This is a genomic window from Paraburkholderia terrae (assembly GCF_002902925.1).
Classification (GTDB): Bacteria; Pseudomonadota; Gammaproteobacteria; order Burkholderiales; family Burkholderiaceae; genus Paraburkholderia; species Paraburkholderia terrae.
On record NZ_CP026111.1, the window covers coordinates 1,239,679 to 1,265,790 of the forward strand.

General features: G+C 62.5%; 16 protein-coding genes and 1 pseudogene. 9 read left to right on the top strand and 8 right to left on the bottom strand.

Annotation, left to right across the window (positions count from 1 at the left end):
• The first annotated feature begins 8 nt into the window (after window positions 1-8).
• Window positions 9-1,298 carry an amidohydrolase family protein gene (locus C2L65_RS05555; protein WP_042314642.1) on the top strand — a complete coding sequence of 430 codons (1,290 nt, stop codon included), beginning with the start codon at window positions 9-11 and terminating at the stop codon, window positions 1,296-1,298.
• A 1,118-nt stretch (window positions 1,299-2,416) separates the two neighbouring features.
• On the opposite strand, the gene C2L65_RS05560 is transcribed toward C2L65_RS05555, so the two are convergent.
• The gene (locus tag C2L65_RS05560; protein WP_042314652.1) at window positions 2,417-4,531 is read right to left on the bottom strand and encodes a M3 family metallopeptidase; all 2,115 of its coding nucleotides are present in this window, start codon (window positions 4,529-4,531) and stop codon (window positions 2,417-2,419) included.
• Window positions 4,532-4,942: 411 nt separating this feature from the next.
• On the opposite strand from C2L65_RS05560, the gene C2L65_RS05565 reads away from it, so the two are divergent.
• Window positions 4,943-6,103 carry an acyltransferase family protein gene (locus C2L65_RS05565; protein ID WP_042314645.1) on the top strand — a complete coding sequence of 387 codons (1,161 nt, stop codon included), beginning with the start codon at window positions 4,943-4,945 and terminating at the stop codon, window positions 6,101-6,103.
• Between the two features lie 111 nt (window positions 6,104-6,214).
• Here the strand turns inward: C2L65_RS05565 and folD are convergent, their stop codons facing one another.
• The 5 genes from folD to fixL all read right to left on the bottom strand — a co-directional run bounded on the left by folD (window position 6,215) and on the right by fixL (window position 13,595).
• On the bottom strand, window positions 6,215-7,072 hold the full coding sequence (gene folD / locus C2L65_RS05570) for a bifunctional methylenetetrahydrofolate dehydrogenase/methenyltetrahydrofolate cyclohydrolase FolD (RefSeq protein ID WP_042314646.1): 858 nt from the start codon (window positions 7,070-7,072) through the stop codon (window positions 6,215-6,217).
• A 342-nt stretch (window positions 7,073-7,414) separates the two neighbouring features.
• Complete coding sequence (locus tag C2L65_RS05580; RefSeq protein WP_042314648.1) at window positions 7,415-8,413, bottom strand: DUF2950 domain-containing protein; 999 nt, start codon at window positions 8,411-8,413, stop codon at window positions 7,415-7,417.
• 80 nt (window positions 8,414-8,493) lie between these two features.
• Entirely contained in the window at window positions 8,494-9,792 is a 1,299-nt protein-coding gene (locus tag C2L65_RS05585) for a DUF3300 domain-containing protein (RefSeq protein ID WP_042314653.1), read from the bottom strand.
• Between the two features lie 645 nt (window positions 9,793-10,437).
• Entirely contained in the window at window positions 10,438-11,082 is a 645-nt protein-coding gene (gene fixJ / locus C2L65_RS05590; protein ID WP_007586834.1) for an oxygen response regulator transcription factor FixJ, read from the bottom strand.
• Entirely contained in the window at window positions 11,079-13,595 is a 2,517-nt protein-coding gene (gene fixL, locus C2L65_RS05595; RefSeq protein ID WP_042314649.1) for an oxygen sensor histidine kinase FixL, read from the bottom strand. Before fixL ends, fixJ begins: the two co-directional genes overlap by 4 nt.
• A gap of 287 nt (window positions 13,596-13,882) precedes the next feature.
• On the opposite strand from fixL, the gene aceE reads away from it, so the two are divergent.
• The 5 genes and pseudogenes from aceE (at window position 13,883) to C2L65_RS45390 (ending at window position 21,767) form a co-directional block, all read left to right on the top strand.
• On the top strand, window positions 13,883-16,582 hold the full coding sequence (aceE, locus tag C2L65_RS05600) for a pyruvate dehydrogenase (acetyl-transferring), homodimeric type (protein ID WP_042314650.1): 2,700 nt from the start codon (window positions 13,883-13,885) through the stop codon (window positions 16,580-16,582).
• 82 nt (window positions 16,583-16,664) lie between these two features.
• Entirely contained in the window at window positions 16,665-18,326 is a 1,662-nt protein-coding gene (gene aceF, locus C2L65_RS05605; RefSeq protein ID WP_042314651.1) for a dihydrolipoyllysine-residue acetyltransferase, read from the top strand.
• 265 nt (window positions 18,327-18,591) lie between these two features.
• A pseudogene (locus C2L65_RS47190) lies at window positions 18,592-18,756 on the top strand (biotin/lipoyl-containing protein); the annotation flags it as partial.
• Window positions 18,757-18,912: 156 nt separating this feature from the next.
• Window positions 18,913-20,652, top strand: coding sequence for a dihydrolipoyl dehydrogenase (lpdA, locus tag C2L65_RS05610; RefSeq protein ID WP_042314655.1), 1,740 nt, complete (start codon window positions 18,913-18,915; stop codon window positions 20,650-20,652).
• A gap of 725 nt (window positions 20,653-21,377) precedes the next feature.
• Entirely contained in the window at window positions 21,378-21,767 is a 390-nt protein-coding gene (locus C2L65_RS45390; protein ID WP_158660407.1) for a hypothetical protein, read from the top strand.
• Here C2L65_RS45390 and C2L65_RS05615 read toward each other — a convergent pair.
• Complete coding sequence (locus C2L65_RS05615; RefSeq protein ID WP_007586828.1) at window positions 21,722-22,306, bottom strand: phasin family protein; 585 nt, start codon at window positions 22,304-22,306, stop codon at window positions 21,722-21,724. The genes C2L65_RS45390 and C2L65_RS05615 overlap by 46 nt on opposite strands.
• 772 nt (window positions 22,307-23,078) lie before the next feature.
• Here C2L65_RS05615 and pbpG point away from each other — a divergent pair.
• On the top strand, window positions 23,079-24,254 hold the full coding sequence (gene pbpG, locus C2L65_RS05620) for a D-alanyl-D-alanine endopeptidase (RefSeq protein ID WP_007586826.1): 1,176 nt from the start codon (window positions 23,079-23,081) through the stop codon (window positions 24,252-24,254).
• Window positions 24,255-24,319: 65 nt separating this feature from the next.
• Here pbpG and C2L65_RS05625 read toward each other — a convergent pair whose 3' ends face one another.
• Window positions 24,320-25,126, bottom strand: coding sequence for an IclR family transcriptional regulator (locus C2L65_RS05625; protein ID WP_007586824.1), 807 nt, complete (start codon window positions 25,124-25,126; stop codon window positions 24,320-24,322).
• 188 nt (window positions 25,127-25,314) lie between these two features.
• On the opposite strand from C2L65_RS05625, the gene C2L65_RS05630 reads away from it, so the two are divergent.
• On the top strand, window positions 25,315-26,037 hold the full coding sequence (locus tag C2L65_RS05630) for a (Fe-S)-binding protein (protein ID WP_042307063.1): 723 nt from the start codon (window positions 25,315-25,317) through the stop codon (window positions 26,035-26,037).
• The last annotated feature ends 75 nt before the right edge of the window (window positions 26,038-26,112 follow it).

Below are 26,112 nucleotides of genomic sequence, written 5' to 3' on the forward strand. Positions count from 1 at the left end.
AGCCGCCCATGGATCTGATCATCCGCAATGCCGTGTTGCCACGCAGTGCCCCGAAACAGAATGGCCCCGTCGATATAGGCATCGAAGGCGGGCGCATCGTCGCCGTCGAGCCGAACCTGGCTGCCAGTACACGTGAAGAGATCGATGCACAAGGCGCGCTCGTCACGCCGCCATTCATCGACGCGCATTTCCACATGGACGCGACGCTGTCGTATGGCTTGCCGCGCGTGAACGCGTCGGGCACCTTGCTCGAAGGCATCGCGCTGTGGGGCGAGCTGAAGCCGCATCTGACGCAGGAAGCGCTCGTCGAGCGCGCGCTGCAGTATTGCGACTGGGCTGTCGCGCGTGGTCTGCTCGCCATCCGCACGCATGTCGATGTGTGCGACGAGCGCCTGCTGGCTGTCGAAGCACTGCTCGAAGTGAAGCGCCGCGTCGCGCCTTACATGGACCTGCAACTGGTCGCGTTTCCGCAAGACGGGCTGCTGCGCAGTGCGGGTGCGTTCGACAACCTCAAGCGTGCGATTGCGATGGGTGTCGACGTGGTCGGCGGCATTCCGCATTTCGAACGGACGATGGCGGACGGCGCGGAGTCGGTGCGGCTTCTATGCGAGTTCGCGGCAGAGAAAGGCTTGCGGGTCGACATGCATTGCGACGAATCGGACGATCCGCTGTCGCGGCACATCGAAACGCTTGCGGCGCAGACGCATCGGCTCGGGTTGCATGGGCGCGTGACGGGTTCGCATCTGACGTCGATGCATTCGATGGACAACTACTATGTCAGCAAGCTGCTGCCGCTGATGTGTGAGTCAGGTGTGGCGGCCATCGCGAATCCGCTGATTAACATCACGCTGCAAGGGCGTTCAGATACCTATCCGAAGCGGCGTGGCATGACACGCGTGCCGGAGATGCTGGCGGCCGGCATCAACGTCGCGTTTGGTCACGATTGCGTGATGGACCCGTGGTATAGCCTTGGCTCCGGCGACATGCTCGAAGTCGCGCACATGGGTCTGCATGTCGCGCAGATGACGGGTATCGATGCGATGCATGCGTGTTTTGATGCCGTCACGGGGAATGCGGCGCGTATTCTTGGGCTCGAGCGTTATGGAGTTGAGCCGGGATGCGATGCGAATCTCGTCGTGCTTGACGCGCGCGATGCTGTCGAGGCGATACGTTTGCGCGCGGCGCGGCTGGCGGTTGTGAGCCGAGGGAAAGTGGTGAGCCGCGCTCCGGCGGCACGCGCGGTGTTGTCGCTGGACGGGCGGCCTACGGAAGTGGACTTCAAACTGCATCGCGGGTGAATGGGGTTCATGGAGGATTTGGTTTTCTTGCGTTTGCGCTGGCATCCGGGTTACGGTGGTTGTTGCACATGCGGTTTGGTTTGCTGGTGATTGCGCTGGCATCCGCGCTACGGTGTTTGCTGTTCACGCGTCGCCCCTGTGCGGGGCGGCACCTACTTTTCTTTGCCGCCGCAAAGAAAAGTAGGCAAAAGAAAGCGGCTCACACCGCCAGCCCTTGTGTTTGCCTGAGGGACCCCAACCGGTCTTATGCTTCGCGCGGCAGCTTTTCTGTTTGCGTGCGTTGCCAACGCTTTGAATGAACGCCTCACCCGCTTCGAATACCCGTACATGGGCAAGCGGCAGCGAATAGTATGTGCCGCCCCGGTGGCAAACTGTGTGTAGGTTGTCGCGTCGTATAGCTTGGCGCTCTTACAGGGTGGGACGTGTGCGCTATCGGTCCGAAGTGAGGCGCGTGAGGTACTACGGCCTACATACAGTTTGCCACCTGGGCGGCGGTGGACTATCTGGCACGGCACGCTGAAACGCGGGCGCGCGAAGCGGGTGATGCGCACAGCAAGAGCGCTGGCAACGGTCTTGAATCGAGAAGTTGCCGCGTGAAGTAAGGGACCGGTTGGGGTCCCTCAGGCGGGAAGAAATGTTGGCGGTGTGAGCCGCTTTCTTTTGCCTACTTTTCTTTGCGGCGGCAAAGAAAAGTAGGTGCCGCCCCGCACAGGGGCGACGCCTGAAGCACGCTAACGAATCGCGGATGCCACCGCAAAGGCAGCCACACCGAACGGCGACGCCTGAAGCACGCTAACGAATCGCGGATGCCACCGCAAAGGCAGCCACACCGAACGGCGACGCCTGAAGCACGCTAACGAATCGCGGATGCCACCGCAAAGGCAGCCACACCGAACGGCGACGCCTGAAGCACGCTAACGAATCGCGGATGCCACCGCAAAGGCAAACACACCGAACGGCGACGCGTAAAGCGCGCTAACAAATCGCGGATGCCATCGAAAGAGCCACAAAAAAAGCGGGCCCGGCAACCCGAACCCGCCCTTTAAGTTAGCTCTGCATACACCGCGGAGCGGCAAACCAAATGCCATACATACCCGCGCTCCACCGCATCAAAACCCTCAATGCGCCGCACCCGGCACCGCATCCGGCGCCATGCCGTTATGCCGCAACAGCGCGTCAATATTCGGCTCGCGGCCGCGGAACGCCTTGAACGATTCCATCGCGGGACGGCTGCCGCCCACTTCGAGAATCTCCTTGCGGTAGCGCGTACCCGTTGCCGCATCGAGCACGCTGCCCTTGCCCGCTTGCGCGGCTTCTTCGAACGCGGCGTAAGCATCGGCGGACAGCACTTCGGCCCACTTGTAGCTGTAGTAGCCCGCCGCGTAGCCGCCCGCGAAAATGTGGCTGAACGTATTCGGCCAGCGCGAGAACGACGCTTGCGGAATCACGTGGAAGCGTTCGTTGATCTCACGCGCCAGGTCATTCGCACTCTTTGCGCCCGACGTGTCGAAGTCGACGTGCAGCTTCATGTCGAACATCGAGAACACGATCTGCCGCAGCGTGCCCAGACCGCTCTGGAAGTTCTTCGCGGCGAGCATCTTGTCGAACAGGTCGCGCGGCAGCGGCTTGGCCGTATCGACGTGCGACGTCATGTCGCTCAGCACGTCCCACTCCCAGCAGAAGTTTTCCATGAACTGCGACGGCAGTTCGACGGCATCCCATTCGACGCCGTTGATGCCCGACACGCCAAGCTCATCGACACGCGTCAGCATGTGATGCAGGCCATGGCCGAATTCATGGAACAGCGTGATCACTTCATCGTGCGTGAAGCATGCGGGCTTGCCGCCGACGGGCGCCGAGAAGTTGCACGTCAGATACGCGACGGGCGTCTGCACCGCGCCGTTGACGGGCTTGCGGCGCGAGCGGGCGTCGTCCATCCACGCGCCGCCACGCTTGCCCTCGCGTGCGTACAGGTCGAGATAGAACTGCGCAACGAGGCCGCCGTCCTGATTCTCGACGCGGAAGAAGCGCACGTCCGGGTGCCACGTCGCGGCTTCGTCCCGGCGGATCTTCACGCCGAACAGCGTCTCCGTGACCTTGAACAGGCCCTTGAGCACCGTGTCTTCCGGGAAATACTGCTTCACTTCGTTCTCAGAGAACGAATAGCGCTTCTCACGCAGGCGTTCGGCAGCAAACGCGACGTCCCACGGCTGGAGTTCGGCGAGACCCAGTTCGCTCGCAGCGAACTCGCGCAGTTCCTTCCAGTCGTGCTCGGCGTGCGGACGCGCGCGCGTCGCGAGGTCTTCGAGGAACGCCATCACCTGTTCAGGCGACTCGGCCATCTTCGGCGCAAGCGACACCTCGGCGAAGTTCTTGAATCCGAGCATGTGCGCTTCTTCTTCGCGCAGCTTCAGCGCGTCAGCGACGATGCCCGTGTTGTCCCAGTCGGTATTGCCCTTGCCGTATTGCGGCCCGAGTTCCGACGCACGCGTGACATAGGCGCGGTACATCGTCTCGCGCATCGCGCGGTTTTCCGAATACTGCATGACGGGGAAGTACGACGGGAAATGCAGCGTGAACTTCCAGCCGCTCTTGCCCTCGCGCTCGGCCGCTTCGCGCGCGGCTTCGATGACGTCTTCGGGCAAGCCCGCCAGTTCGTCCTTGCTTTCGGCGATGAACGCATACGCATTCGTTGCATCGAGTACGTGATCCGAGAATGCTTTCGACAGTGCGGCCTGGCGTTCCTGCAATTCCGCGAAACGCGGCTTCTGATCTTCAGGCAGTTCGGCGCCCGACAGTCTGAAATCACGCAGCGAGTTGTTCAGAATCTTCTTGCGTTCGCCCGTCAGCGATTCGAAATCATCGGCGGCGGCAATGGTCTTGTACTTCTCGTACAGCGCGAGATTCTGCCCAACGCTCGACCAGAACTCGGTGACGCGCGGCAGGTTCTCGCCATACACGGCGCGCAGCTCGGGCGTATCGGCGACGGCGTTCAGGTGGCCGATCACACCCCAGGCGCGCGACAGCGGCTCCGTCGCGCGTTCGACGGGTTCGACGACGTCGGCCCACGAGGCCGGCGTCGACGGCTCGGCCGCGCGATCGACTGCGGCGCTCGCATTCGCGAGCAGCACATCGAGGGCAGGCGTCACATGTTCGGGGCGGATCTCGCCAAAGCGCGGCAGATCGGAGAAATCGAGGAGCGGATTGTCGGATGTCGATTGAGAAGTGGACATGATGCTTCCTGTCTGACGCGGTAAATGAACGCCCGGATGATGCGCTTCCGGGCCTGAAACGTAAGCGGCGCGCATGACGCGCGCAGCACGCGGCGCGTGCGCGCGGGTCGTCCGGCGCCTTGCAAGAACCATATTGGGGCGCCGTTCGCCGTTTCCAACTGATTTCAGCAGATATCAGCCAATCTCCAGCCGGTTGCAGCACAAATTATCAGAACTGCCGCTCACGCGCAGTGGTAGCGGGCTCAGACGTATTTGTACCAGAACGAGAGGGTGGGCAAGCGCACGGTCGCGGCGCGCGTTCTCGCGCATCGTTGAGACGTCCGCACGCAGACGGCATGCGCGCGGTTTCCGTTTCCTTCGGTGGCCGTTCACGCCCGCGTGCCGGCCCGCCAGCATCAGGTGGCCCTCGCGATGACTCCGCATCCCCAGACACTGTCGGGCGCACTTGCGCGCGACGCGAACAATTTCGATCTCGTTCGACTGGTCGCCGCGTGCGCTGTCGTCTATTGCAATGCGTACGTCATCCAGCAGACGCATGCCGGCGATGGCATCACGGCGGCGCTCGGCTTCGGCGGCGCGGGCTATCTCGGCGTGTATGCGTTCTTTCTGATGAGCGGGCTGCTGGTGAGCGCGAGCTTCGAGCGGCAGCGCTCGGTGCCGCGCTTCGTCGCGCAGCGGCTCGCGCGTTTGCTGCCCGCCGTGGTCGGCGCGTCGCTGGTGGCGATCTTCGTCGTCGGGCCGATTTTCACGACGCTCGCGCTGCACGACTATTTCACGTCGGGCGCCACATGGCGAAACCTCGACTATTTCTCGACGCTTGTGATGAAGCGCGGCTGGACATTGCCGGGTGTGTTCGAGCACAACCGTTTCGTGCGCGACATCTGCGCGCCGTTGTGGACGCTGCCGCTGCAGGTGTATTGCTATGTGCTCGTGTTGTTCATGGGCATGTTCGGCTTGCTGTCGACGCGCTGGCGCAGCGTGATCGCCGTATTGATCGCGGCGGCCGTGTTTACGGTGCGTGTGCGTCTGCCCGATCTGCAGATCGGCTGGCGCGATTTCTCGGGCAACGCGGGCGGTTATGCGTTCTTCCCCGAGCCGTTTTTCTTTCTCGGCATGCTGCTGTATGGATGGCGCGAGCGCATCAACCTCAGCGGTCTGACCGCGTGCGGTCTGCTGCTGGTGTTTCTCGTGTTTCGCGACACAGCGGGCGCGCAGGCGCTGTTCTATATCGCGTTCGTCTACGGGCTGCTGTGGATGAGCGTGACGCCGATGCTGCGTGGCTGGGTGCCCCGTCACGACTACTCGTACGCGATCTATCTCTACGGCTTTATGGTTCAGCAATGCGTAGCGGCGCTCGCGCCGCGCATGCCGCCGATGCTATCGATCGTCGTCAGCGCGCCGTTCATTTTTGCGCTGGCGGCGCTCTCGTCGCGCTGGATCGAGCGGCCGGTGATGAGTTGGTGCCGCGGGCGCATCGCGCGCAGCGAAGCGCATCAGCAAGAACGTAGGAACGCGCCCGAAGTGCCACCGATGCGTGCGGCCGACCTCGCGGTCCGCTGGCCGCCGCTTTGATGACTGGATGATCGTGGTCCGTCCGCGATCTGCGGATGACGCGCGCCCGGTTCGTCGTGACAAGCCGGGCGGCCATTGATGACGCGCCCAAAAGCGCGTCGAGTCGATTGCTCAGGTGTTGCCTGCGGCGCGCTCGGCCGCTTCGATCGTATTGACGAGCAGCATCGTGATCGTCATCGGGCCGACGCCGCCCGGCACGGGCGTGATATGGCCGGCCACTTCCTTGACGTTCGCGAAGTCGACGTCGCCGCACAGCTTGCCGTTCTCGTCGCGATTCATGCCGACGTCGATCACCGTTGCGCCCGGCTTCACCATGTCGGCCGTCAGCGTGTTGCGCAGGCCTGTCGCGACCACGACGACATCCGCGTCGCGCGTGAACGCGGTGATGTTGCGCGTCTTGCTGTGGCAGATCGTGACCGTCGCGTTCGCTTCGAGCAGCAGCAGCGCCATCGGCTTGCCGACGATATTCGAGCGGCCGATCACGACGGCATTCGCGCCCTTCAGTTCGATGCCGTACGCCTCGAACATCTTCATCACGCCATACGGTGTGCATGGGCGGAACAGCGGCTTGCCCGTCATCAGCGCGCCGGCGTTCGCGACGTGAAAGCCGTCCACATCTTTCTCGGGGGCGATCGCCTCGATCACCTTGTGGCTGTCGATGTGCTTCGGCAGCGGCAGCTGCACGAGAATGCCGTGGATTTTCGGATCGCGGTTGAGCGCGTCGATGCGCGCAAGCAGATCGGCTTCCGTCATCGTCGCGGGATAGCGGTCATACGACGAGAACAGGCCGTTGTCCTCGCACGCTTTCACCTTGTTGCGGACATAGACTTCGCTCGCCGGATTGTCGCCGACGAGCACGACGGCGAGACCCGGCTGGTGTCCACGGGCGGTGAGGGCGGCGGCGCGCGTGGCGACGTTGGCGCGCAAGGTCTTGGAAAGGGCGGTGCCGTCGATCAGTTTGGCTGTCATGGTCGGTCGAGAATGGGCGTTTCGGAATGCGGGCGGGGCAGGCAGGCGCGGGGCGTGTGATCACGTTGCCGCGCATGCCGCGCGTCGTGCTGCTGCGCATGCGCTCGCGGCGCTCGCTCAAGGCGGATGCCGCGAATCGCACGGATGGCGCTCGAAGGCTGGAACGGGTCGCATGCCGGAAAGCGCACGGCGCGAAAACCGCGCCGCAGCGAAGTTCGACATTATACCGTTCAGGCAACGCAACTGATGACCAAGGGTGATGCGGAACGAAACCGGGCAACGGCGGCGCCGTCGAGGTGACGGACGCCGCCGCAAACCACTCAGCGCAGGTTCAGCGCGCGCTCAAGGCTGCGTCGCTTGCCAGGAGGAGTCGGGATTGAAGGTCGTGATCGTGGATGCGACACGCGGCGTCTGCGGCCCGAGATTCTTCTCGTAGACCTGGCCGTTCTGGTTGACGATAAAGCTCATCACGCCCGTCTTGCCGTATTCGGCCGGCCACGCGACCAGGCCGAAGCCCTTCGACAGCACACCGTCCTGCACGTAGTTCTGCGCGCCGCCGTCGGCCTTCGCGCCTTGCGACGTGAGAATGCGGTAGTGATAGCCGTAGTACGCCTCGCCCGGCGCGATCTGATGCGGCATCGTTGCGGCGAGCGGCCCGAGCGGGCTTTCCGGTTCGCCGGCTGTCGTCGGCCAGTACAGACCGTCCTGCTTGCCGGGCGAGCTGATGAACTTCTGCGCGTAGTGCTGCATCTGCTTGCGGTAGTCGTTTTGCGCGTCGACATACGCAAGCGACGTGAGAACCGCCGCGCGTTCGTTGCGGCCAATGCGGCGCGTGAGCATTTCATCCGTGGCGGCGGGCGTGTTGAACTGCCAGCCGCGCGCCGTCTGTACGATGGGAATCGGCAGCGTCCAGCCGTCGTCGCCGACGGCGAGATGCACGCTCTTGCGGCCCGCGTGGGGCGCAGGGTCGTCGACGATCCGATGGCCTTTCGCCCATTGCCCGAGGAACGCGTAGATGTCGTCCTCGCCGATATTGGTGGTCGGGATGTAGCGCCCGTAGTTTTTGCCGAGCACCTTTTCCATCGCGGGGTGATCGCTGGTCGCGAGCGCGTTCGCGAATGCACTGGCGGCGGCGTCGGGCGTCGGGTAGACGGCCTGCGCGGCGGCGGGCTGCGCAGCCGCGAACATCGCCACGGCGGCGAGCGCGGCGAGCGCGTGTGAAAGCGCTGGGTGCGACGCGAACCGGCCCACCAGATGAGAGGCGCGCGGCGTGCTGCGGGTGCTGCCGATGGCTGCGCGAATCGAATGACGGGTTGATACGCGGATTGATTTGCCGGTCATGACTGACTCCTGTCGACCAGAGCTGGCGCTCGAGCGGCCGGTTCTGGTCCGATCCAAGATGGTTGCTGTCGATCGTTCGTCTAGCGGCGATGGAATCCACCGCCCCCGCCGCCACGCTGGAAGCCTCCACCGCCTCCGCCGCCGCCATGCTGGAAGCCTCCCCCGCCACCGCCCCCGCCGCCACGCTGGAAGCCTTCACCACCTCCACCGCCGGCGCGGCCGCCTCCCGCCTGCGCGCCATTGAACTGCTGTCCGCCGCCGCCCGAGCCGAGCCGGTTGTTCGCGCCGCCGTTGTTCGCCAGCGACTGGCGGCTCGCCTGACCGCGCTGCAACTCCTGCCGCGAACCCGCGGCGTCGCCCGAGCCGCGCAATGCGTTGTCGCGGTTCAGGTTTTGCGCGCTATTGCGGAGATTGCCCTCGTTGGCGCCGCCCTGATGGATGTTCTGCACCCGCTGGCTCGCACTGCCGCTCAGGTTCTGACCGGTTCGGTTCTGCAGCGTCTGCTCCGCCTGCGCGCGCGACGCGTCGCGTCCGCGAAACTGGTCGCGCTGCGCAGCGAGGTTGCTGTTGTTCAGATTGGCGTTGTTGCGATTGAAGTTCGCGTTATTGCGGTTGATGCTCTCGTTGCGGTTCCAGTTCGCGGTTGACGTATTCGAGTTGATCCGGTTATTGACGTTGATGTTGTTGTAGCGGTTGACGTTGATGTTGACGTCGTGATTGTTCCAGTTGAACCCGCCCCATAGCGAATTGGCGACGGCCACGCCCGCGCCGAATGCGAGCCCCGTCATGAATCCCGTCGCGATCGCGTAACCGGGAGGCGGCGGCATATAGACGGGCGGATAGGCCGGGTAGGGCCACGTGCCGTAGACGACGGTCGGGTTATAGGTCGGCACGTAGACCACCTGCGGATTGGCGGGCACGATCTGGATCGTGCTCTGCTCGACGATCACCTTTTGCTGCTCGCTCGATTTCAGATTGCCCGCGGACTGCGCCTGCTTGCGCAGCCGCTGCACCGAGTCCATCACATCGTTCGGCTGCGCGAGGAACGCGTTGCCGATCTGCGTGACCCAGTCGGGCTTCGAGTCCATCGTCGCGAGTACCTGGGGAAACGCGACCAGCGATTGCACGCTCGGGTCCCACGGTTCCGAGGCGACGGCTTTCACGGCGTCGTCGCCCTTGTACTGCGAGTTCGCCTTCGACCACGCGGCAGCCGCCGATACGTCCTGCGGGAACGTCGACGCCATCAGCACCTGCGCGAGCAGCGCATCGGGGTAGAGCGCGATGGGCGCTGTCAGCGAATCGAGTTGCTGGTTCGAGACTTTCGCGGGCGTTTGCGCGACGGCGACAGTGGGCGCGACGAAGCCCGCGGCGAGCGGCATGCCTGCCAGCGCCGCGCAGACGAGCCACGCGCGCGGCCTGTAGGGTCCGTAACCTTTCACGATGAGAACCTCCTTGCTGCGTTGTGAGCGCAACGGCTGCCGGGTGAGGCCGGCGTGCCGCCACGCGGTCTTGTGGCAATGGAGCGACAAGCGGACGACGGTGTAGGGCGACTGATAATGGAAGTGGACGGGACGCGCAAGGGCAATCTGAGGCCTGCGGAAATGTCCGCGGCGAGGGCTTTGCATGCGACGCGCATCGTGGCCAGCGATGCACGCGTCGCGCCCGCATTGCACGTTTCGGGCATGGGTCGCTTTTTCGGTTGATCTGGTATGTAAATTAGAAAGCGGAGCCGCGACTGTCAATGCGCGATATCAAACTCGAACGCGGACGCTCGAACCGGGCGCACTCGCGATGCGAGACGGCCTGATCGCACGCAATGCGAGTCAGTTGGGATCGCTAATGAAATGGGAGCGACGCGCGCGACGAAGAATCGTGCGGAAGAGGAGGGGAAATCCGGCGCTAGAGACAGCGCCGTGCGACGGCCCCGGTGGGCGTCAACGTTGCTTCATGCGCCTGCGCAACGAAGCGCAGGCAAAGATCGCGGCCATCGTGCGATGACAACCGCGACGCGTACTACTGCGGTATTACTGCGCCTGTTGAGGCTTGTTAGACAACGCGAGACGCAGCAGATCGGCGACCGTGTTCACGTTGAGCTTTTCCATGATGTTCGCGCGGTGCGCTTCGACCGTCTTGATGCTGATGCCGAGGTCGTCGGCGATCTGCTTGTTCAGGCGGCCCGCGATGATGCGCTCGAGCACCTGATGCTCGCGCGCCGTGAGCTTGCCCAGACGCTCGGCGGCGGCGCGCTGCTGCTGCACGCTGCTGCTTTCGCTGCGGGCCTTGTCGAGCATGCGCTCGACCAGCTTGCGCAGCTCGGCTTCGTCGAACGGTTTTTCGATGAAGTCCATCGCGCCTTTCTTCATCGTCGAGACGGCCATCGGCACGTCGCCGTGACCCGTCACGAAGATGATCGGGAGCAGCGTGTTGTCGGCGATCAGGCGTTCCTGCAGTTCGAGCCCGCTCATGCCCGACATCCGCACGTCGAGAATCAGGCACGCGATCTGCCCGGGATGTTGATGTGGCTGCCATGCGTCGATGAACTGCTCGGCGCTGGAGAAGCACTGAACGCGGTAACCGTTCGCCTCCAGCAGCCAGCGCAGCGAATCTCGCACCGCTTCATCGTCGTCGACGACAAACACGGTTTCCTGTGTGGTAACTGGGGTGTTCATAGCTCTCCCGTAACGGTTTGTGGTGTCGGCGCCTCTGACCCGCCGTTGCTCGGGCCGTCAGGCTCTCCAATAGGCAGACTGCAATGGAAAGTGGCGCCCGTGACGTGGCCGTCGGATTCGACGTTGTTGACCACCCACAGGCGTCCGCGATGCGATTCGATGATCGAACGGCAAATGTTCAGCCCCATGCCCATGCCATCGGACTTGGTGCTGTAAAACGGTTCGAAGAGACGTTCGGCCGTAGCTTCGTCGACGCCTGGACCCTGGTCGACGACACTGAGGCATACGAAGCCGGAATCGAGCTTGACGACGAGGCGAATGACGGGATCGACGGCATTGGGCCGCGCGTCGTACATCGCTTCCGCCGCGTTCTTCAGCAGGTTCACGAGCACCTGCTCGATCAGCACCGGATCGACGTAGATGACGGGCAGACGCTGGCGCATGTCCGTCACGATGCGGATGCGGCGCTTGCGTACTTCGATCTCGGCAAGGCCAACGGCATCGGCGACGATGTCGGCGACGCGGGTGGCCTGGCGTTTCGGTTCGCTGCGTTTCACGAATTCGCGGATCCGCTTGATGATCATGCCGGCCCGCACAGCCTGTTGCGCCGTCTTTTCGAGAACTGGTAACAGGTTGTCGGGAGTTGTCCGACCAGATTTAACCAGCGCTACGGCTCCAGAGCAATAGTTATTGATGGCCGCGAGAGGCTGGTTTAATTCGTGGGCGAGCGACGAGGCCATTTCGCCCATCGTCATCAGGCGGCTGGTGTGCTGGAGTTTCTCGTCCTGCTGACGCGCGAGCTCCTGCGCCTGCTTGCGCGTGGTGATGTCAGTTGCGATCTGCATCTGCGCGAGATGGCCGTCAACCCACTGAATGTACTGGCGGCGCACTTCGAACCACTTCTGGATGCCTTGCACGTAGACTTCCTGCGCGTCGGCGGAGCCTTCCGTGAGCGCCGCGGCGGGCAGGCCGGCGAAGGCGTCGACCATATCGATCGAATCCGACGAGGCCGCCGAATTGTCGAAGCCGCCACCACCCGCCAGTTCGAGGTGGCCGTCCGGGCGGATGCCGAACAGGTGCCGGTAATAACGGTTCGCGAACAGCAGTTCGGCTTCGTCGGCGGCGAGCACGGACACGGCGGCGTCGAGGCTTTCGAGCACGGTCGTGAAGCGCTCGTGCGCGGCGGCGAGTTCTTCGCGCGCGCGTTTCGGTTCGGTGATGTCCGTCATCGACGACATCCAGCCCGTCTGCCGTCCCGAGCTGTCGATCAGCGGCGACACATAGAGACGCGCGTGGAACAGCGAGCCGTCCTTGCGGCGCACGCGCAGTTCGAACCCGGACGAGGGCGCCTTGCCGCGCAAGGTCATGTCGAGCTGGCGCTGCATCTCCGGATATGAATCGCGCGGCCAGTAAGGGAACGGCGCATTCTTGCTGACGAGATCGCTTTCATCCCAGCCCGTCATCCGGCAGAACGCGGGGTTCACGTGCGTGATGCGGCCGTGCATGTCGAGTACGCGCATACCGATCAGCACGGAGTTTTCCATCGCGCGGCGGAAGAACGCTTCGGCGTAGAGCGCCTGCTGCGCCTCGAAGCGCTGGCGCGTGTGCTTCCACAGGCTCCACAAGCTCCACAGCACGAAACACGACAAACCCGCGACCAGCCACACGAGCGTGTTGTTCGTGAAGTTGGTCATTTGCGGGTACGCGTACACGCGCACCGACACGCCCTGGCCGGGCGGATCGAGCGGCAGGTCGTAGTACGCGTCGCGCGGCAGGCGTGGGCGTGTCGACGTGGTGGCGAGCTCGCGGTTGTTGATGTCGATGATCGAGATCTTGTACTTCGCCGACAGCTCGGGCGGGATGTCGCGCTTCAGTATCCCTTCGACCGAGAACACGGCCGCGACCGTGCCGAGAAAGTCGCGGTCGCGATAAACGGGGGTTTGCAGCGTGATATAGCCGTTGCCGACGTCGTCATACATCAGCGGCGAGTAGACCTGGCGGCGCGTGTTCTTCGCTTCCGTGAAGGCGGCCTTGACGGCCTCGTCCATCTGCTGGTCGTTGGGCTTGGCGAGGCGCTGGCCCAGCACGGGCAGCGCGTTGTTCGGCCAGCGCGGCTGCTGCGCGCTGGTGTACCAGTTCATGTAGAGGATCTCGGGATGCCCCTGCATGATGTCGGCCGTCGACACCTGGAAAGAATGCGGGTCGGCGCGGCCGGAAACTAGATCGCGTGCGAGCGCCTGAAGCTGTTCCTGCGCGCCTGTCATGGACAGGCGGATCTGCTGCTGCGCCCACGCGACGTTGCGGTAGAGCGTGTCTTCCTGCTGCTGCTGCTCGCGCCGGTTCAGGCTCCACAGGATCAAGCTCATGACCACGAGGAACACGAGGATGGACAGCAGCGGCGTCAGCAAATAGGAATTCGACCACCACGGTCCGTGGTGCCAGCGGGACGGCGACGAATCCGCCGACGTTCCGGCAGAGCGCGCCGAGCGTGCGAAAAGCCGATCGGTCAACATGGCTGGCATTGTAGCGCAGCGCCTGACATGCAAATGACGCAAAAAAGAGGTGAAAGTCACGCAATTCGGCGCAAACTAGCCGACGTACTTGCTGATGGGCAGTCAAACCAGGGTGCGTCGCAACAATTTTCCGCATTATGAGAAACTCTCTCGTAATCTGAAAATTTCCTTGCGCAGGCGTTGTGGGCCTTATTACAATCGGCCGGAAGCTGCCGCGGCCGATGTGCGTCCTCGACGTTTGTCCGCGTCGCCTGTTCACAGAGCGTTCCCATATCCAGGAGACGAGCATGTCCGCTGTACCTGACGAAGTCCTGAAATACGTCGCCAACGCCAAAGACGACAACGATCCGCAAGAAACAGCCGAATGGCTCGAAGCGCTAGATGGCGTGATTTCTGCTGTTGGACCCGACCGCGCTCACTACCTCATCGAAAAGCAGATCGAATTTGCCCGCGTGCATGGCGAGCATCTGCCTTTCTCCGCTAACACCCCGTACATCAACACGATTCCTGTCGCGAACCAGGCGAAGATTCCTGGCGACCAGGACGTCGAGCACCGCATCCGTTCGTACACGCGCTGGAACGCGATGGCGATGGTGCTGCGCGCCGGCAAGGAAACCAACGTCGGCGGCCACATCGCATCGTTCGCATCGGCGGCGACGCTGTATGACGTCGGCTTCAACCACTTCTGGCATGCGCCGTCGAAAGAGCATGGCGGCGACCTCGTGTTCGTGCAGGGTCACTCGTCGCCGGGCGTCTACTCGCGCGCGTTCCTGCTCGGCCGCCTGACCGACAAGCAGCTCGACAACTTCCGCCAGGAAGTGGGCGGCGAGGGCATCTCGTCGTATCCGCACCCGTGGCTGATGCCGGACTTCTGGCAATTCCCGACGGTGTCGATGGGTCTCGGCCCGATCATGGCGATCTATCAGGCGCGCTTCATGAAGTACCTGCAGGCGCGCGGCATTGCGAAGACCGACGGCCGCAAGGTATGGGCGTTCCTCGGCGACGGCGAAACGGATGAGCCGGAATCGCTCGGCGCGATCGGCATGGCCGGCCGCGAGCGTCTGGACAACCTCGTGTTCGTCATCAACTGCAACCTGCAGCGCCTGGACGGTCCGGTGCGCGGCAACGGCAAGATCATCCAGGAACTCGAAAGCGAATTCCGCGGCGCGGGCTGGAACGTCATCAAGGTCATCTGGGGCAGCCGCTGGGATGCCCTGTTTGCACGCGACAAGACGGGCGCGCTGATGCGCCGGATGATGGAAGTCGTCGACGGCGAATATCAGACGTACAAGTCGGAATCGGGCGCGTTCGTTCGCGAGCACTTCTTCAACACGCCGGAACTGAAGGCGCTGGTCTCCGACTGGTCCGACGACGACGTGTGGAACCTGAACCGCGGCGGCCACGATCCGCACAAGATCTACGCAGCGTTCAAGGAAGCGACGCAGTCCAAGGGCCAGCCGACCGTGATCCTCGCGAAGACGATCAAGGGCTATGGCATGGGCGAAGCCGGCCAGGCGATGAACATCACCCACCAGCAGAAGAAGATGCAGGTGGAGTCGCTCAAGCAGTTCCGCGACCAGTTCCGTCTGCCCATCTCGGACGACGAAATCACGCACGTGCCGTATCTGACTTTCGAGGAAGGCTCGAAGGAACTCGAATACATGCGCGCCCGCCGTCAGGAACTCGGCGGCTATCTGCCAGCGCGCCGCCAGAAGGCGGAATCGCTGCCCGTCCCGGGGCTCGACGCGTTCGAACCGCTGCTCAAGGGCACGGGCGAAGGCCGTGAGATTTCGACGACGATGGCGTTCGTCCGTATCCTCAACATCGTGTTGAAGGACAAGGCGATCGGCAAGCGCGTCGTACCTATCGTGCCGGACGAATCGCGCACCTTCGGCATGGAAGGTCTGTTCCGCCAGATCGGTATCTGGAATCAGGACGGCCAGAAGTATGTGCCGGAAGATTCCGACCAGCTGATGTTCTACAAGGAATCGACGACGGGCCAGATCCTGCAGGAAGGCATCAACGAAGCAGGCGGTATGTCGGACTGGATCGCAGCGGCGACGTCGTACTCGACGCACGGCGAGATCATGATTCCGTTCTACATCTTCTACTCGATGTTCGGCATGCAGCGCATCGGCGATCTGGTGTGGGCCGCGGGCGACATGCGTTCGCGCGGCTTCCTGCTGGGTGGCACGGCGGGCCGCACGACGCTGAACGGCGAAGGCCTGCAGCACGAAGACGGCCACTCGCTGCTGTGGGCGGCATCGGTGCCGAACTGCATCAGCTATGACCCGACGTTCGGCTACGAACTCGCCGTCATCATGCAGGACGGTCTGCGCCGCATGGTGCAGGAGCAGGAAGACGTGTTCTATTACGTCACGGTGATGAACGAGAACTACGAGCACCCGGCGATCCCGCAGGGCGAGCACGTGGCGAAGGACATCATCAAGGGCATGTACGCGTTCCGCAAGGGCGCGGCCAATGCGAAGGCGCCGCGCGTGCAGTTGATGGGCGCGGGCACGATCTTCAACGAAGTGATCGCCGCCGCCGACCTGCTGAAGAACGACTGGGGCGTCGAGTCGGATCTGTGGAGCGTGCCGAGCTTCACGGAACTGGCCCGCGAAGGTCACGAAGTGCAGCGTCAGAACCTGCTCAACCCGCTCGGCGAGAAGAAGCTCTCGCACGTCGAGACGCTGCTGAAGGACGCGAAGGGCCCCGTGATCGCATCGACGGACTATGTGCGCGCGCTGGTCGACCAGATTCGTGCGTTCGTGCCGCAACGTTTCGTCGTGCTGGGCACGGACGGCTTCGGCCGCTCGGATACGCGCGAGAAGCTGCGTCACTTCTTCGAAGTCGACCGCTACTGGACCACGGTCGCTGCGCTGAGCGCGCTGGCCGATGAGGGTACGATTGAGCGCAAGGTCGTGGCCGACGCGCTGAAGAAGTACAACCTCGATCCGTCCAAACCCAACCCGATGACCGTCTAAGGCATCGACCCGCGAGCCCCAATGCGCACCTCTCCGCCCGAAGCGGGCGGAGAGGTACGCGCGGCCCTGGAGACAGAAAACAATGAGCCAAGCGATCGAAGTCAAGGTGCCGGACATCGGCGATTACAAGGACATCCCTGTAATCGAGGTGCTGGTGAAGGCGGGTGATACCGTCGAGAAAGAGCAGTCCCTCGTCACGCTGGAATCCGACAAGGCGACGATGGATGTGCCGAGCCCTGCGTCGGGCACGGTCAAGGAAGTGAAGGTCAAGCTTGGCGACACGGTGTCGGAAGGCACGCTGATCGTGCTGCTCGATGGCGTTGGCGGCGCGGCTGCCGCGAAGCCCGCGCAAGGCAATGGCGCGGCTGCGCCTGCTGCGGCGCCGGCACCCGCTCCTGCGCCTGCTCCCGCACCTGCTGCCAAGGGCGGCGGCGTGCAGGAAGTCAAGGTGCCGGATATCGGCGACTACAAAGATGTGCCCGTGATCGAAGTCGGCGTCAAGGTTGGCGATCGCGTCGAGAAGGAACAGTCGCTCGTTACGCTCGAATCGGACAAGGCGACGATGGACGTGCCGAGCCCGGCAGCCGGCATCGTCAAGGAAATCAAGGTCAAGGTCGGCGACAACGTGTCGGAAGGCACGCTGATCGTGCTGCTCGAAGGCGACAGCGGCGGCGCCGCTGCGCCCACTCCGGCACCCCCTGCCGCGAAGCACGAAGAAAAGCCGTCGGACGCGCCCGCTGCGCCGTCGCCGGCTCCCGCGCAGCCGTCCGCGCTCGCCCAGGCGCCTGTCATTCCCGCAGGCGAAGGCGGCGCGTATCGCGTGAGCCATGCGTCGCCGTCGGTGCGCAAGTTTGCGCGCGAACTGGGCGTCGACGTGTCGCGCGTGGCAGGCACGGGTCCGAAGGGCCGCATCACGCAGGATGACGTCACCGCGTTCGTCAAGGGCGTGATGACGGGCCAGCGCAGCGCGCCTGCTGCAGCCGCAGCACCCGCTGGCGCAGGTGGCGGCGAGCTTGGTCTGCTGCCGTGGCCGAAGATCGACTTCACGAAGTTCGGCCCGATCGATCCGAAGCCGCTGTCGCGCATCAAGAAGATCTCCGGCGCGAACCTGCATCGCAACTGGGTCATGATCCCGCACGTCACGAACAACGACGAAGCGGATATCACCGAACTCGAAGAGTTGCGCGTCAAGCTGAACAAGGAAAACGAGAAGTCGGGCGTCAAGTTCACGATGCTCGCGTTCGTGATCAAGGCCGTTGTCGCGGCGCTGAAGAAGTTCCCGACGTTCAATACCAGCCTCGATGGCGATAACCTCGTGTACAAGCAGTACTACAACGTGGGTTTTGCTGCCGATACGCCGAACGGTCTCGTCGTGCCCGTGATCCGCGACGCGGACAAGAAGGGTCTCGTCGATATCGCGAAGGAAATGGCCGAGCTGTCGAAGCTCGCGCGCGAAGGCAAGCTCAAGCCCGACCAGATGCAAGGCGGCTGCTTCTCGATCTCGTCGCTGGGCGGGATTGGCGGGACGAACTTCACGCCGATCATCAATGCGCCCGAAGTCGCGATTCTTGGGTTGTCGCGTGGTGCGATGAAGCCGGTGTGGGACGGTAAGCAGTTCGTGCCGCGTCTCATGCTGCCGATGTCGCTGTCGTATGACCATCGGGTGATCGACGGGGCTGAAGCGGCGCGCTTCAATGCGTATCTTGGGTCGATTCTTGCCGATTTCCGGCGTGTGATTCTTTGATTGTTGGGCGTTTGTCGCGCGGCGAGGTGTGAGCTTTTTGTGGTTGCTCATGCCTTGTCGTTGAACCTGCTTTGTCGTCTCGCTTCATGCGTCGCCCCTGTGCGGGGCGGCACCTACTTTTCTTTGTCTTGCAAAGAAAAGTAGGCAAAAGAAAGCCGCGTCCTTGGCGGACTGCATTAAGTCTGCGTTTGGCGTTGCGGGTTTTTCGAGGCGAAGGTTCATTGCGGCTCATCGTTCAACACGGTCAATAAGAGAAGGGGACACTATGAGTCTCGTCGAAGTGAAGGTGCCGGACATCGGCGATTTCAAGGACGTCGATGTCATCGAAGTCAATATCAAGCCGGGCGATACCATCGAAAAAGAGCAGTCGCTGCTGACGCTCGAAACCGATAAGGCCTCCATGGAAGTGCCGAGCGAAGCGGCCGGTACGGTCAAGGAAGTCCGCGTCAAGGCGGGCGACAAGGTCTCGCAAGGCACCGTCATCGCCACCGTGGAAACGTCGGGCGAAGCGAAGGCCGCTAAAGAACCTGAGAAAGCTGCGCCTGCAGCCGCGCCCGCTGCCGCACCGGCGGCAAGCGGCGGCAGCGTGCAGGAAATCAAAGTGCCGGATATCGGCGACTATAAAGATGTGCCCGTGATCGAGGTCGCGGTGAAGGTCGGCGATCGTGTCGAGAAGGAGCAGTCGCTCGTCACGCTCGAATCCGACAAGGCGACCATGGACGTGCCGAGCCCGGCCGCCGGCGTCGTCAAAGAACTGAAGGTCAAGGTCGGCGATAACGTCTCCGAAGGCAGCGTGCTGCTGTTGCTCGAAGGCGAGGGCGCGGCGGCTGCGCCCGCTCCGAAGGCTGCGCCTGCTCCCGCACCCGCCGCTGCAGCGGCGCCGGCGCCGCAAGCTGGCAGCTATTCGGGTTCCGCCGATATCGAGTGCGACATGCTCGTGCTTGGCGCCGGGCCTGGTGGTTATTCGGCCGCATTCCGTTCGGCTGACCTTGGCATGAAGACGGTGCTGGTCGAACGCTATGCGACGCTCGGTGGCGTGTGTTTGAACGTCGGTTGTATTCCGTCGAAGGCGCTGCTGCATACGGCACTCGTGATCGACGAAGCGGCTGCGCTCGGCTCGCACGGCATCTCGTTCGGCAAGCCGCAGATCGATCTCGACAAGCTGCGCGACTTCAAGTCGGGTGTCGTCAAGAAGCTGACGGGCGGTCTCGCGGGAATGGCGAAGGCGCGCAAGGTCGAAGTCGTGACGGGCGTCGGCACGTTCGTCGATCCGCATCACATGGAAGTGCAGGGCGAGAGCGGCAAGAAGGTCGTCAAGTTCAAGCAGGCGATCATCGCGGCCGGCTCGCAGGCCGTGAAGCTGCCGTTCATTCCGGAAGATCCGCGCGTAGTCGATTCGACGGGCGCGCTGGAACTGCGGCAGATTCCGAAGCGTATGCTCGTGATCGGCGGCGGCATCATCGGCCTCGAAATGGCGACGGTTTATGCGACGCTCGGCGCGCAGATCGACGTGGTCGAAATGCTCGACGGTCTGATGGCGGGCGCGGACCGCGATCTCGTGAAGGTCTGGGAGAAGTTCAACAGCAAGCGTTTCACCAACGTGATGCTGAAGACCAAGACGACGGGCGCGGAAGCGAAGCCGGATGGCATCTATGTGACCTTCGAAGGCGAGAAGGCACCGGCCGAGCCGCAACGCTACGATCTCGTGCTGGTTGCCGTGGGCCGCAGCCCGAACGGCAAGAAGATCGGTGCGGACAAGGCGGGCGTGGCTGTGACGGATCGCGGCTTCATCGAAGTCGACAAGCAGATGCGGACTAACGTGCCGCACATTTTCGCGATCGGCGATGTCGTCGGTCAGCCGATGCTCGCTCACAAGGCCGTGCATGAAGGCCACGTCGCGGCGGAAGCGGCGCATGGCGAGAAGGCATACTTCGACGCGCTGCAGATTCCGTCGGTGGCTTACACCGATCCGGAAGTGGCATGGGCGGGCAAGACGGAAGACCAGTGCAAGGCCGAAGGCATCAAGTACGGCAAGGCGGTGTTCCCGTGGGCCGCTTCAGGGCGTGCGATCGCGAATGGTCGCGATGAGGGCTTTACGAAGCTCATCTTCGATGAGGAGACGCATCGCGTGATTGGTGGCGGGATTGTCGGGCTGAATGCGGGCGATCTGATCAGCGAAGTGTGTCTTGCGGTTGAGATGGGCGCTGACGCGACGGATATCGGCAAGACTATCCATCCTCATCCGACGCTTGGTGAGTCTGTTGGTATGGCGGCCGAGCTGTATGAAGGTGTTTGTACGGATCTGCCGCCGCAGAAGAAGAAGTAATTTTTTGGGGCGGCGGTTGTGCTGCTTTCCAGATGATGATGGCGTGCCCCTTTTGGCGAAGGGGTGCGCCGTTTTTTTTGGGTTTGCTTGGGGTTGCGCTGGCATCCGCGTTATGCCTTCGTGCTTCATGCGTTGCCCCTGTGCGGGGCGGCACCTACTTTTCTTTGCCGCCGCAAAGAAAAGTAGGCAAAAGAAAGCGGCTAACACCGCCAGCGCTAGTGTTTGCCTGAGGGCCCCCAAAGGTTCTTTCGCTTCACACGGCAGTGCCCCGGTTGGTGTCGGTCGCCAACGCTTCGAATGAACGCCTCACCCGCTTCGAATACCTGTACATCGGCAAGCGGCAGCGAATGGTACCTGCCGCCCAGGTGGCAAACTGTGTGTAGGCTGTCGCATCGTATGCGTTAGCGCTCTTACAGGGTGGAACGCCTGCGCTATCGGGTCCGGAGTGAGGCGTGTGGGGTACAAGAAGCCGACACACAGTTTGCCACCTGGGCGGCGTTGGACTATCTGGCAAGGCATGCTGAAGCGCGGGAGTGTGAAGCGGGTGAGGCGCACTGGAAGAGCGCTGGCAACGGACTTGAATCGAGAAGTTGCCGCGTGAAGTGAGGGACCGGTTGGGGTCCCTCAGGCGGGAAGAAATGTTGGCGGTGTTAGCCGCTTTCTTTTGCCTACTTTTCTTTGCGGCGGCAAAGAAAAGTAGGTGCCGCCCCGCACAGGGGCGACGCGTGAAGCACGAAGGCAAAGCGCGGATGCCAGCGAAAACGCAAGCAAATCAAACGGCGACGCGTGAAGCGCGAAGGCAAAGCGCGGATGCCAGCGAAAAGCAAAGCAAACCAGACCAAACCGCCCGCCGCGCAGGCAAAAAAAATCCCGGCCTAGACCGGGGAAACGATACGCTGTTTAACGTATCGGAGCGTCTGGCCGCATGGCCACTGAAGTCTCGACCATGCGGCGCCGTTCATACCGCCAGTCACTTCGACAGTGTATCTCGCGGCTGCGCGCCGGTAGATGATGGGGCATCCATCAACGCGCAGGTGAAGCCCGATCCGTTGAAGCCGTTACATCGTTATCAGACAGCAGCCTTCTTGGCCGAAGCAGCCGTGCGCGAAGCTTGAGCAGCAGCTTGCGAAGCGGCCTTCGATGCAGCCGTAGCAGCCGCATTGAAGTTGCTTTCAGCGATTTCGACAGCTTGCTTCGTTGCCTTGTGAACCGTTTCGTACGTCGTGTTCGCGGCCGTGATGGCCGACTTGATCACGGCGACAGCCGTTTCCGAACCAGCCGGTGCGTTCTTCGCGACGTTCTCGACGAGCGCCTGCACCTTCTTGTTCTGCTCTTCGTATTGCGCTTCAGCAACGCGTGCGAATTCAGCTTGCGTGGCCGATGCGATTTCGTACAGGTGACGGCCGTACGACAGAACCTTCTCTGCCACCGGCTGCGTCAGGCTGGCTTGCAGCGCGAGCAGTTCTTGCGCGTCCTTCACCGACAGCGCGCGTTGTGCGTTTTCCTGGCCTTCAGCGATCGTCGACTTGACGACTTGAATGTTCAGCTCGACCAGCTTTTCGACGCCTTCGAATGCTTTCGAAGTCAGGCCGAACAGCGTTTCGAGGTTGGCCTTCTGTGCTGCGGCGAATTGCTCAGGGGTCAGCAGAGTCATGTTTTACGCTCCTGGAATACCGGCCCGTCTGGCGCGGACCGCGTTGGGTTAACTGCAGAACAAATTAGGAATCGCTGGTCCGCTGTTAATTGTGCGTCGCAGCAATGGTTCCCATTTTAGGACGACGCCGATAGATGTCAAGGACTATTTTGTGCAACGCACAACGCATAGAAATTACTAATAAAACAACACGTTATGTAGCGTTTATGACATTGTGGTGAAGCGCATGCACATTAGGGTTTGCACCGATATGGTGCGACGGAAAAAGTGATCTCTCAGGACAGACAAGGGCTTGGAACACGCCGACGGCGCATTTCCGAGCAAAAAGGTAAAATTCTCAGGTAAACCGAAAACCGTAGCGGAACGTTAAATCGCCATCCCGGTCGAATGCGCGGCCTGCTGCTTCGCAGTAGTCGCTTAAGAGTCGGCCGGCGCTGCGTCCTGCATGTGTGCTTCGTTGCGGCAGGCATCGTGCTCTGGACGCTTGCTGCTGGATCGTATTGCTATCCGTACGCGACCGTACTTCCCCCGATCAAGTTTGGTTCGAATATGCCGATATGCTGAACGAGTGAGAGTCTTTCAGCGACATGGGCGAGGGCGGCCTGCCGGCGCGTCATTGGTATTTTCGATGGTGCATCTGCAACTTATTGCCTTTTCTCAATCGAGCCTGACAACTCGGTTTAAGGACTGTCGATAAGTGCTTAATATTGCTAATTTTTAACTGTTTTACTACACTGGCGAAAACTCTCTCGCCGCTCCAACCAGAACACCAATGAAAACCGACATGTTTTCGTCACTGAAAGTGATGCACGGCGCGGCGCTCAGCACCGCTCTGTCGGTGGCTGCCTCGGTGGTCATCGCAGCGGCTTTTGCCGCGCCGGTGGACGCATTTGCCGCTTCCGCCACGGCGCCTGCCAAGTCCGCGAAAGCCGGCAAGAAGCCTTCGAAGAAGGCCGCCGCCGAGCAAGTCTCCAGCAAGTCGTCGAAGGCCGCCAAGGACGTCAAGGCCGCCGCGAAGGACGACGACGACCAGCCCCGTACCGTTTCGAAGAAGCGCCGCGTCTCCTATACGGTGAACGGCCGCCATCACTCGGTCGTGCGACGCGTCGCATTCGAGCCGCGTCAGCCGTCCGTCGGCACGGCGTTCGGCTTGCACGAAACGCCTGACGCGCTGATGCTGCGTTCGAGCGTCGCGTACGTAGTCGACCAGAACACGTCTGAGTCGCTGTTCGACAAGAACTCGCGCGCCGTCGTGCCCATCGCGTCGATCACCAAGCTGATGACGGCGATGGTCGTGCTCGATTCGAAGGCGGCGATGACCGAGCAGGTCGAAGTCACGGACGAAGATCGCGACTACGAGAAGAACACGGGCTCGCGCCTGTCGGTCGGCTCGGTGCTCTCGCGTGAAGACATGCTGCACATCGCGCTGATGGCGTCGGAAAACCGTGCGGCGGCAGCGCTGTCGCGTTACTTCCCGGGCGGCCGTCCCGCTTTCATGGCCGCGATGAACGCGAAGGCGAAGTCGCTTGGCATGACCGACACGCACTTCGAGAACCCGACGGGTCTGACGAGCCAGAACGTATCGAGCGCGCGTGACCTCGTGAAAATGGTCAACGCCGCGTATCAGTATCCGATGATCCGCAGGTTCTCGACCGATCGCAGCTACGAGGTGTACACGGGCAAGCGCACAATTGCGTACAACAGCACGAACGCGCTGGTGCGCAACCCGACATGGGATATCGGCCTGCAGAAGACGGGCTTCATCAACGAAGCCGGCGAGTGCCTCGTGATGCAGGCAACGATCCACGATCGTCCGATGATCATGGTGCTGCTCGATTCGTCGGGCAAGTACTCGCGTTTCGCCGATGCGCAGCGTCTGCGCACGTGGCTCGACAACGGCGGCGAACAGCGCATCACGAGTGCGGACGCCAACGGCGCCGGGACCTGAGCGAAAGTTTTACCCAACAAAAAGCCCCGCATTGCGGGGCTTTTTTATTCACGCGTGTGAGTGCGTCACACCGTATGTGCCGAAGCGCTCGCGTGCTGGACTTGCGGGTGATAGCCGAGTGATTCGGAAATCACCAACGCAGTCTTGCTCAACTGGCCGAGCCACGAGTCCTGCAGACGGTCGGCCGGCGCGGACAGCGACAGACCCGCGACGAGCTTACCCGTATCGTCATAAATGCCGGCTGCGATGCAGCGTACGCCGAGCTCCAGTTCTTCGTTGTCGCGCGCGCACGCCTGCTGACGCACGTGCGACAGTTCGCGTTCCAGCTTGGTGAGATCGGTGATGCTGTTCTGTGTGTGGCCCGACAGGCCCGTCCGGGTCGCGTAGGCCCGCACGCGGGTCGATTCGTCGGCGGCGAGAAACAGCTTGCCGACGGAAGTCAGATGCAGCGGCGCACGGCCGCCGATCGCGCGCACCACCTGCATGCCCGAGCGTTCGGAATATGCGCGCTCGATATAGACGATCTCGTCGCCCTGACGCACCGACAGGTTGACGGTCTGACCCGTCAGCCGGTGCAGTTCGCGCATTGGCATCAGCGCGGCGTCGCGCACCGACAGGCGCGCCTTGACGAGATTGCCCAGTTCCAGCAGCCGCATGCCGAGACGATAGGTGCCCGGGTCCGAGCGATCCACCAGCCGGCAGGTCACCATGTCGTTCAGGATGCGGTGGGCGGTGGACGGGTGAAGTTCGGTGCGTTGCGCGAGTTCCTTCAGGCTGACCGGGTCGCTATGCGCGGCGAGGGCATCCAGCAGGCGCATCATGCGCTCGATTACCTGAATCGACGTCTTGGGGTCCGGGTTCGTATCGCTCATAAGGCTAAACGGTTGACGCGTCAAACAGCGGAAACTGATTGTATCTCGTATTGTGAAAAAAGCGAACGCCATTGGAAATGATCCTCCAATCTCACTATTTGGCGGTTCATTGCGCATCGGGGCGGTTACGCGTTGGTATTACGCGTCAAACAGCGGATAATCGGGGACGTTTCCCCGGAGGAGCACTCATGCGAGTCGGTTTTTTCGTCACCTGCCTGATCGATCTGATGCGCCCCGAAATCGGCTTCTCCGCGATCAAGCTGATCGAGCGGGCGGGCTATGAAGTGTTCGTGCCACCGGCGCAAACGTGCTGCGGACAGCCGGCCTACAACTCCGGCGACAGGCGCATCGCGCGCGATCTCGCGGAAAAGACGCTGCGCGAGTTCGAGCAATACGATTACGTGGTCGTGCCGTCCGGCTCATGCGGCGGGATGATCCGCGCGCATTACGGCGATCTTTTCGCCGACGATCCCGAACTGATGGGACGCTTCGCGCGGCTGCGCCCCAAGGTCTACGAACTGACGGATTTTCTTGCCACCGTCGCCAAAGTCGAACTGACGCCGGGCAATTTCCAGGGACCGGTGACGTATCACGACTCCTGTTCCGGGCTGCGCGAACTGGGCGTCAAGCAGCAGCCGCGCGCGTTGCTCGCGCAGGCTGGCGTGGCCGTGACCGAGATGAAGGACTGCGAGCATTGCTGCGGCTTCGGCGGTACGTTTGCGGTGAAGTTCGGCGATATCTCGACGGCGATCGTCGACGAGAAGTGCGCCAATATTCAGGCGAGCGGCACGCAAGCCGTCGTGTTGGGCGATCTCGGTTGCATGCTGAATATCGAAGGGCGCCTGCGGCGCACGGGCGATACGACGACGCGCGTGCTGCACATCGCGCAGGTTCTGGCGGGCGACGCCTGAGCACGGTTGAACGTTGTTCTTCGCCTGACAAGTGATAGCAAGCGGTAGCGCAAACCTATAACCGTTCCCCAAGGC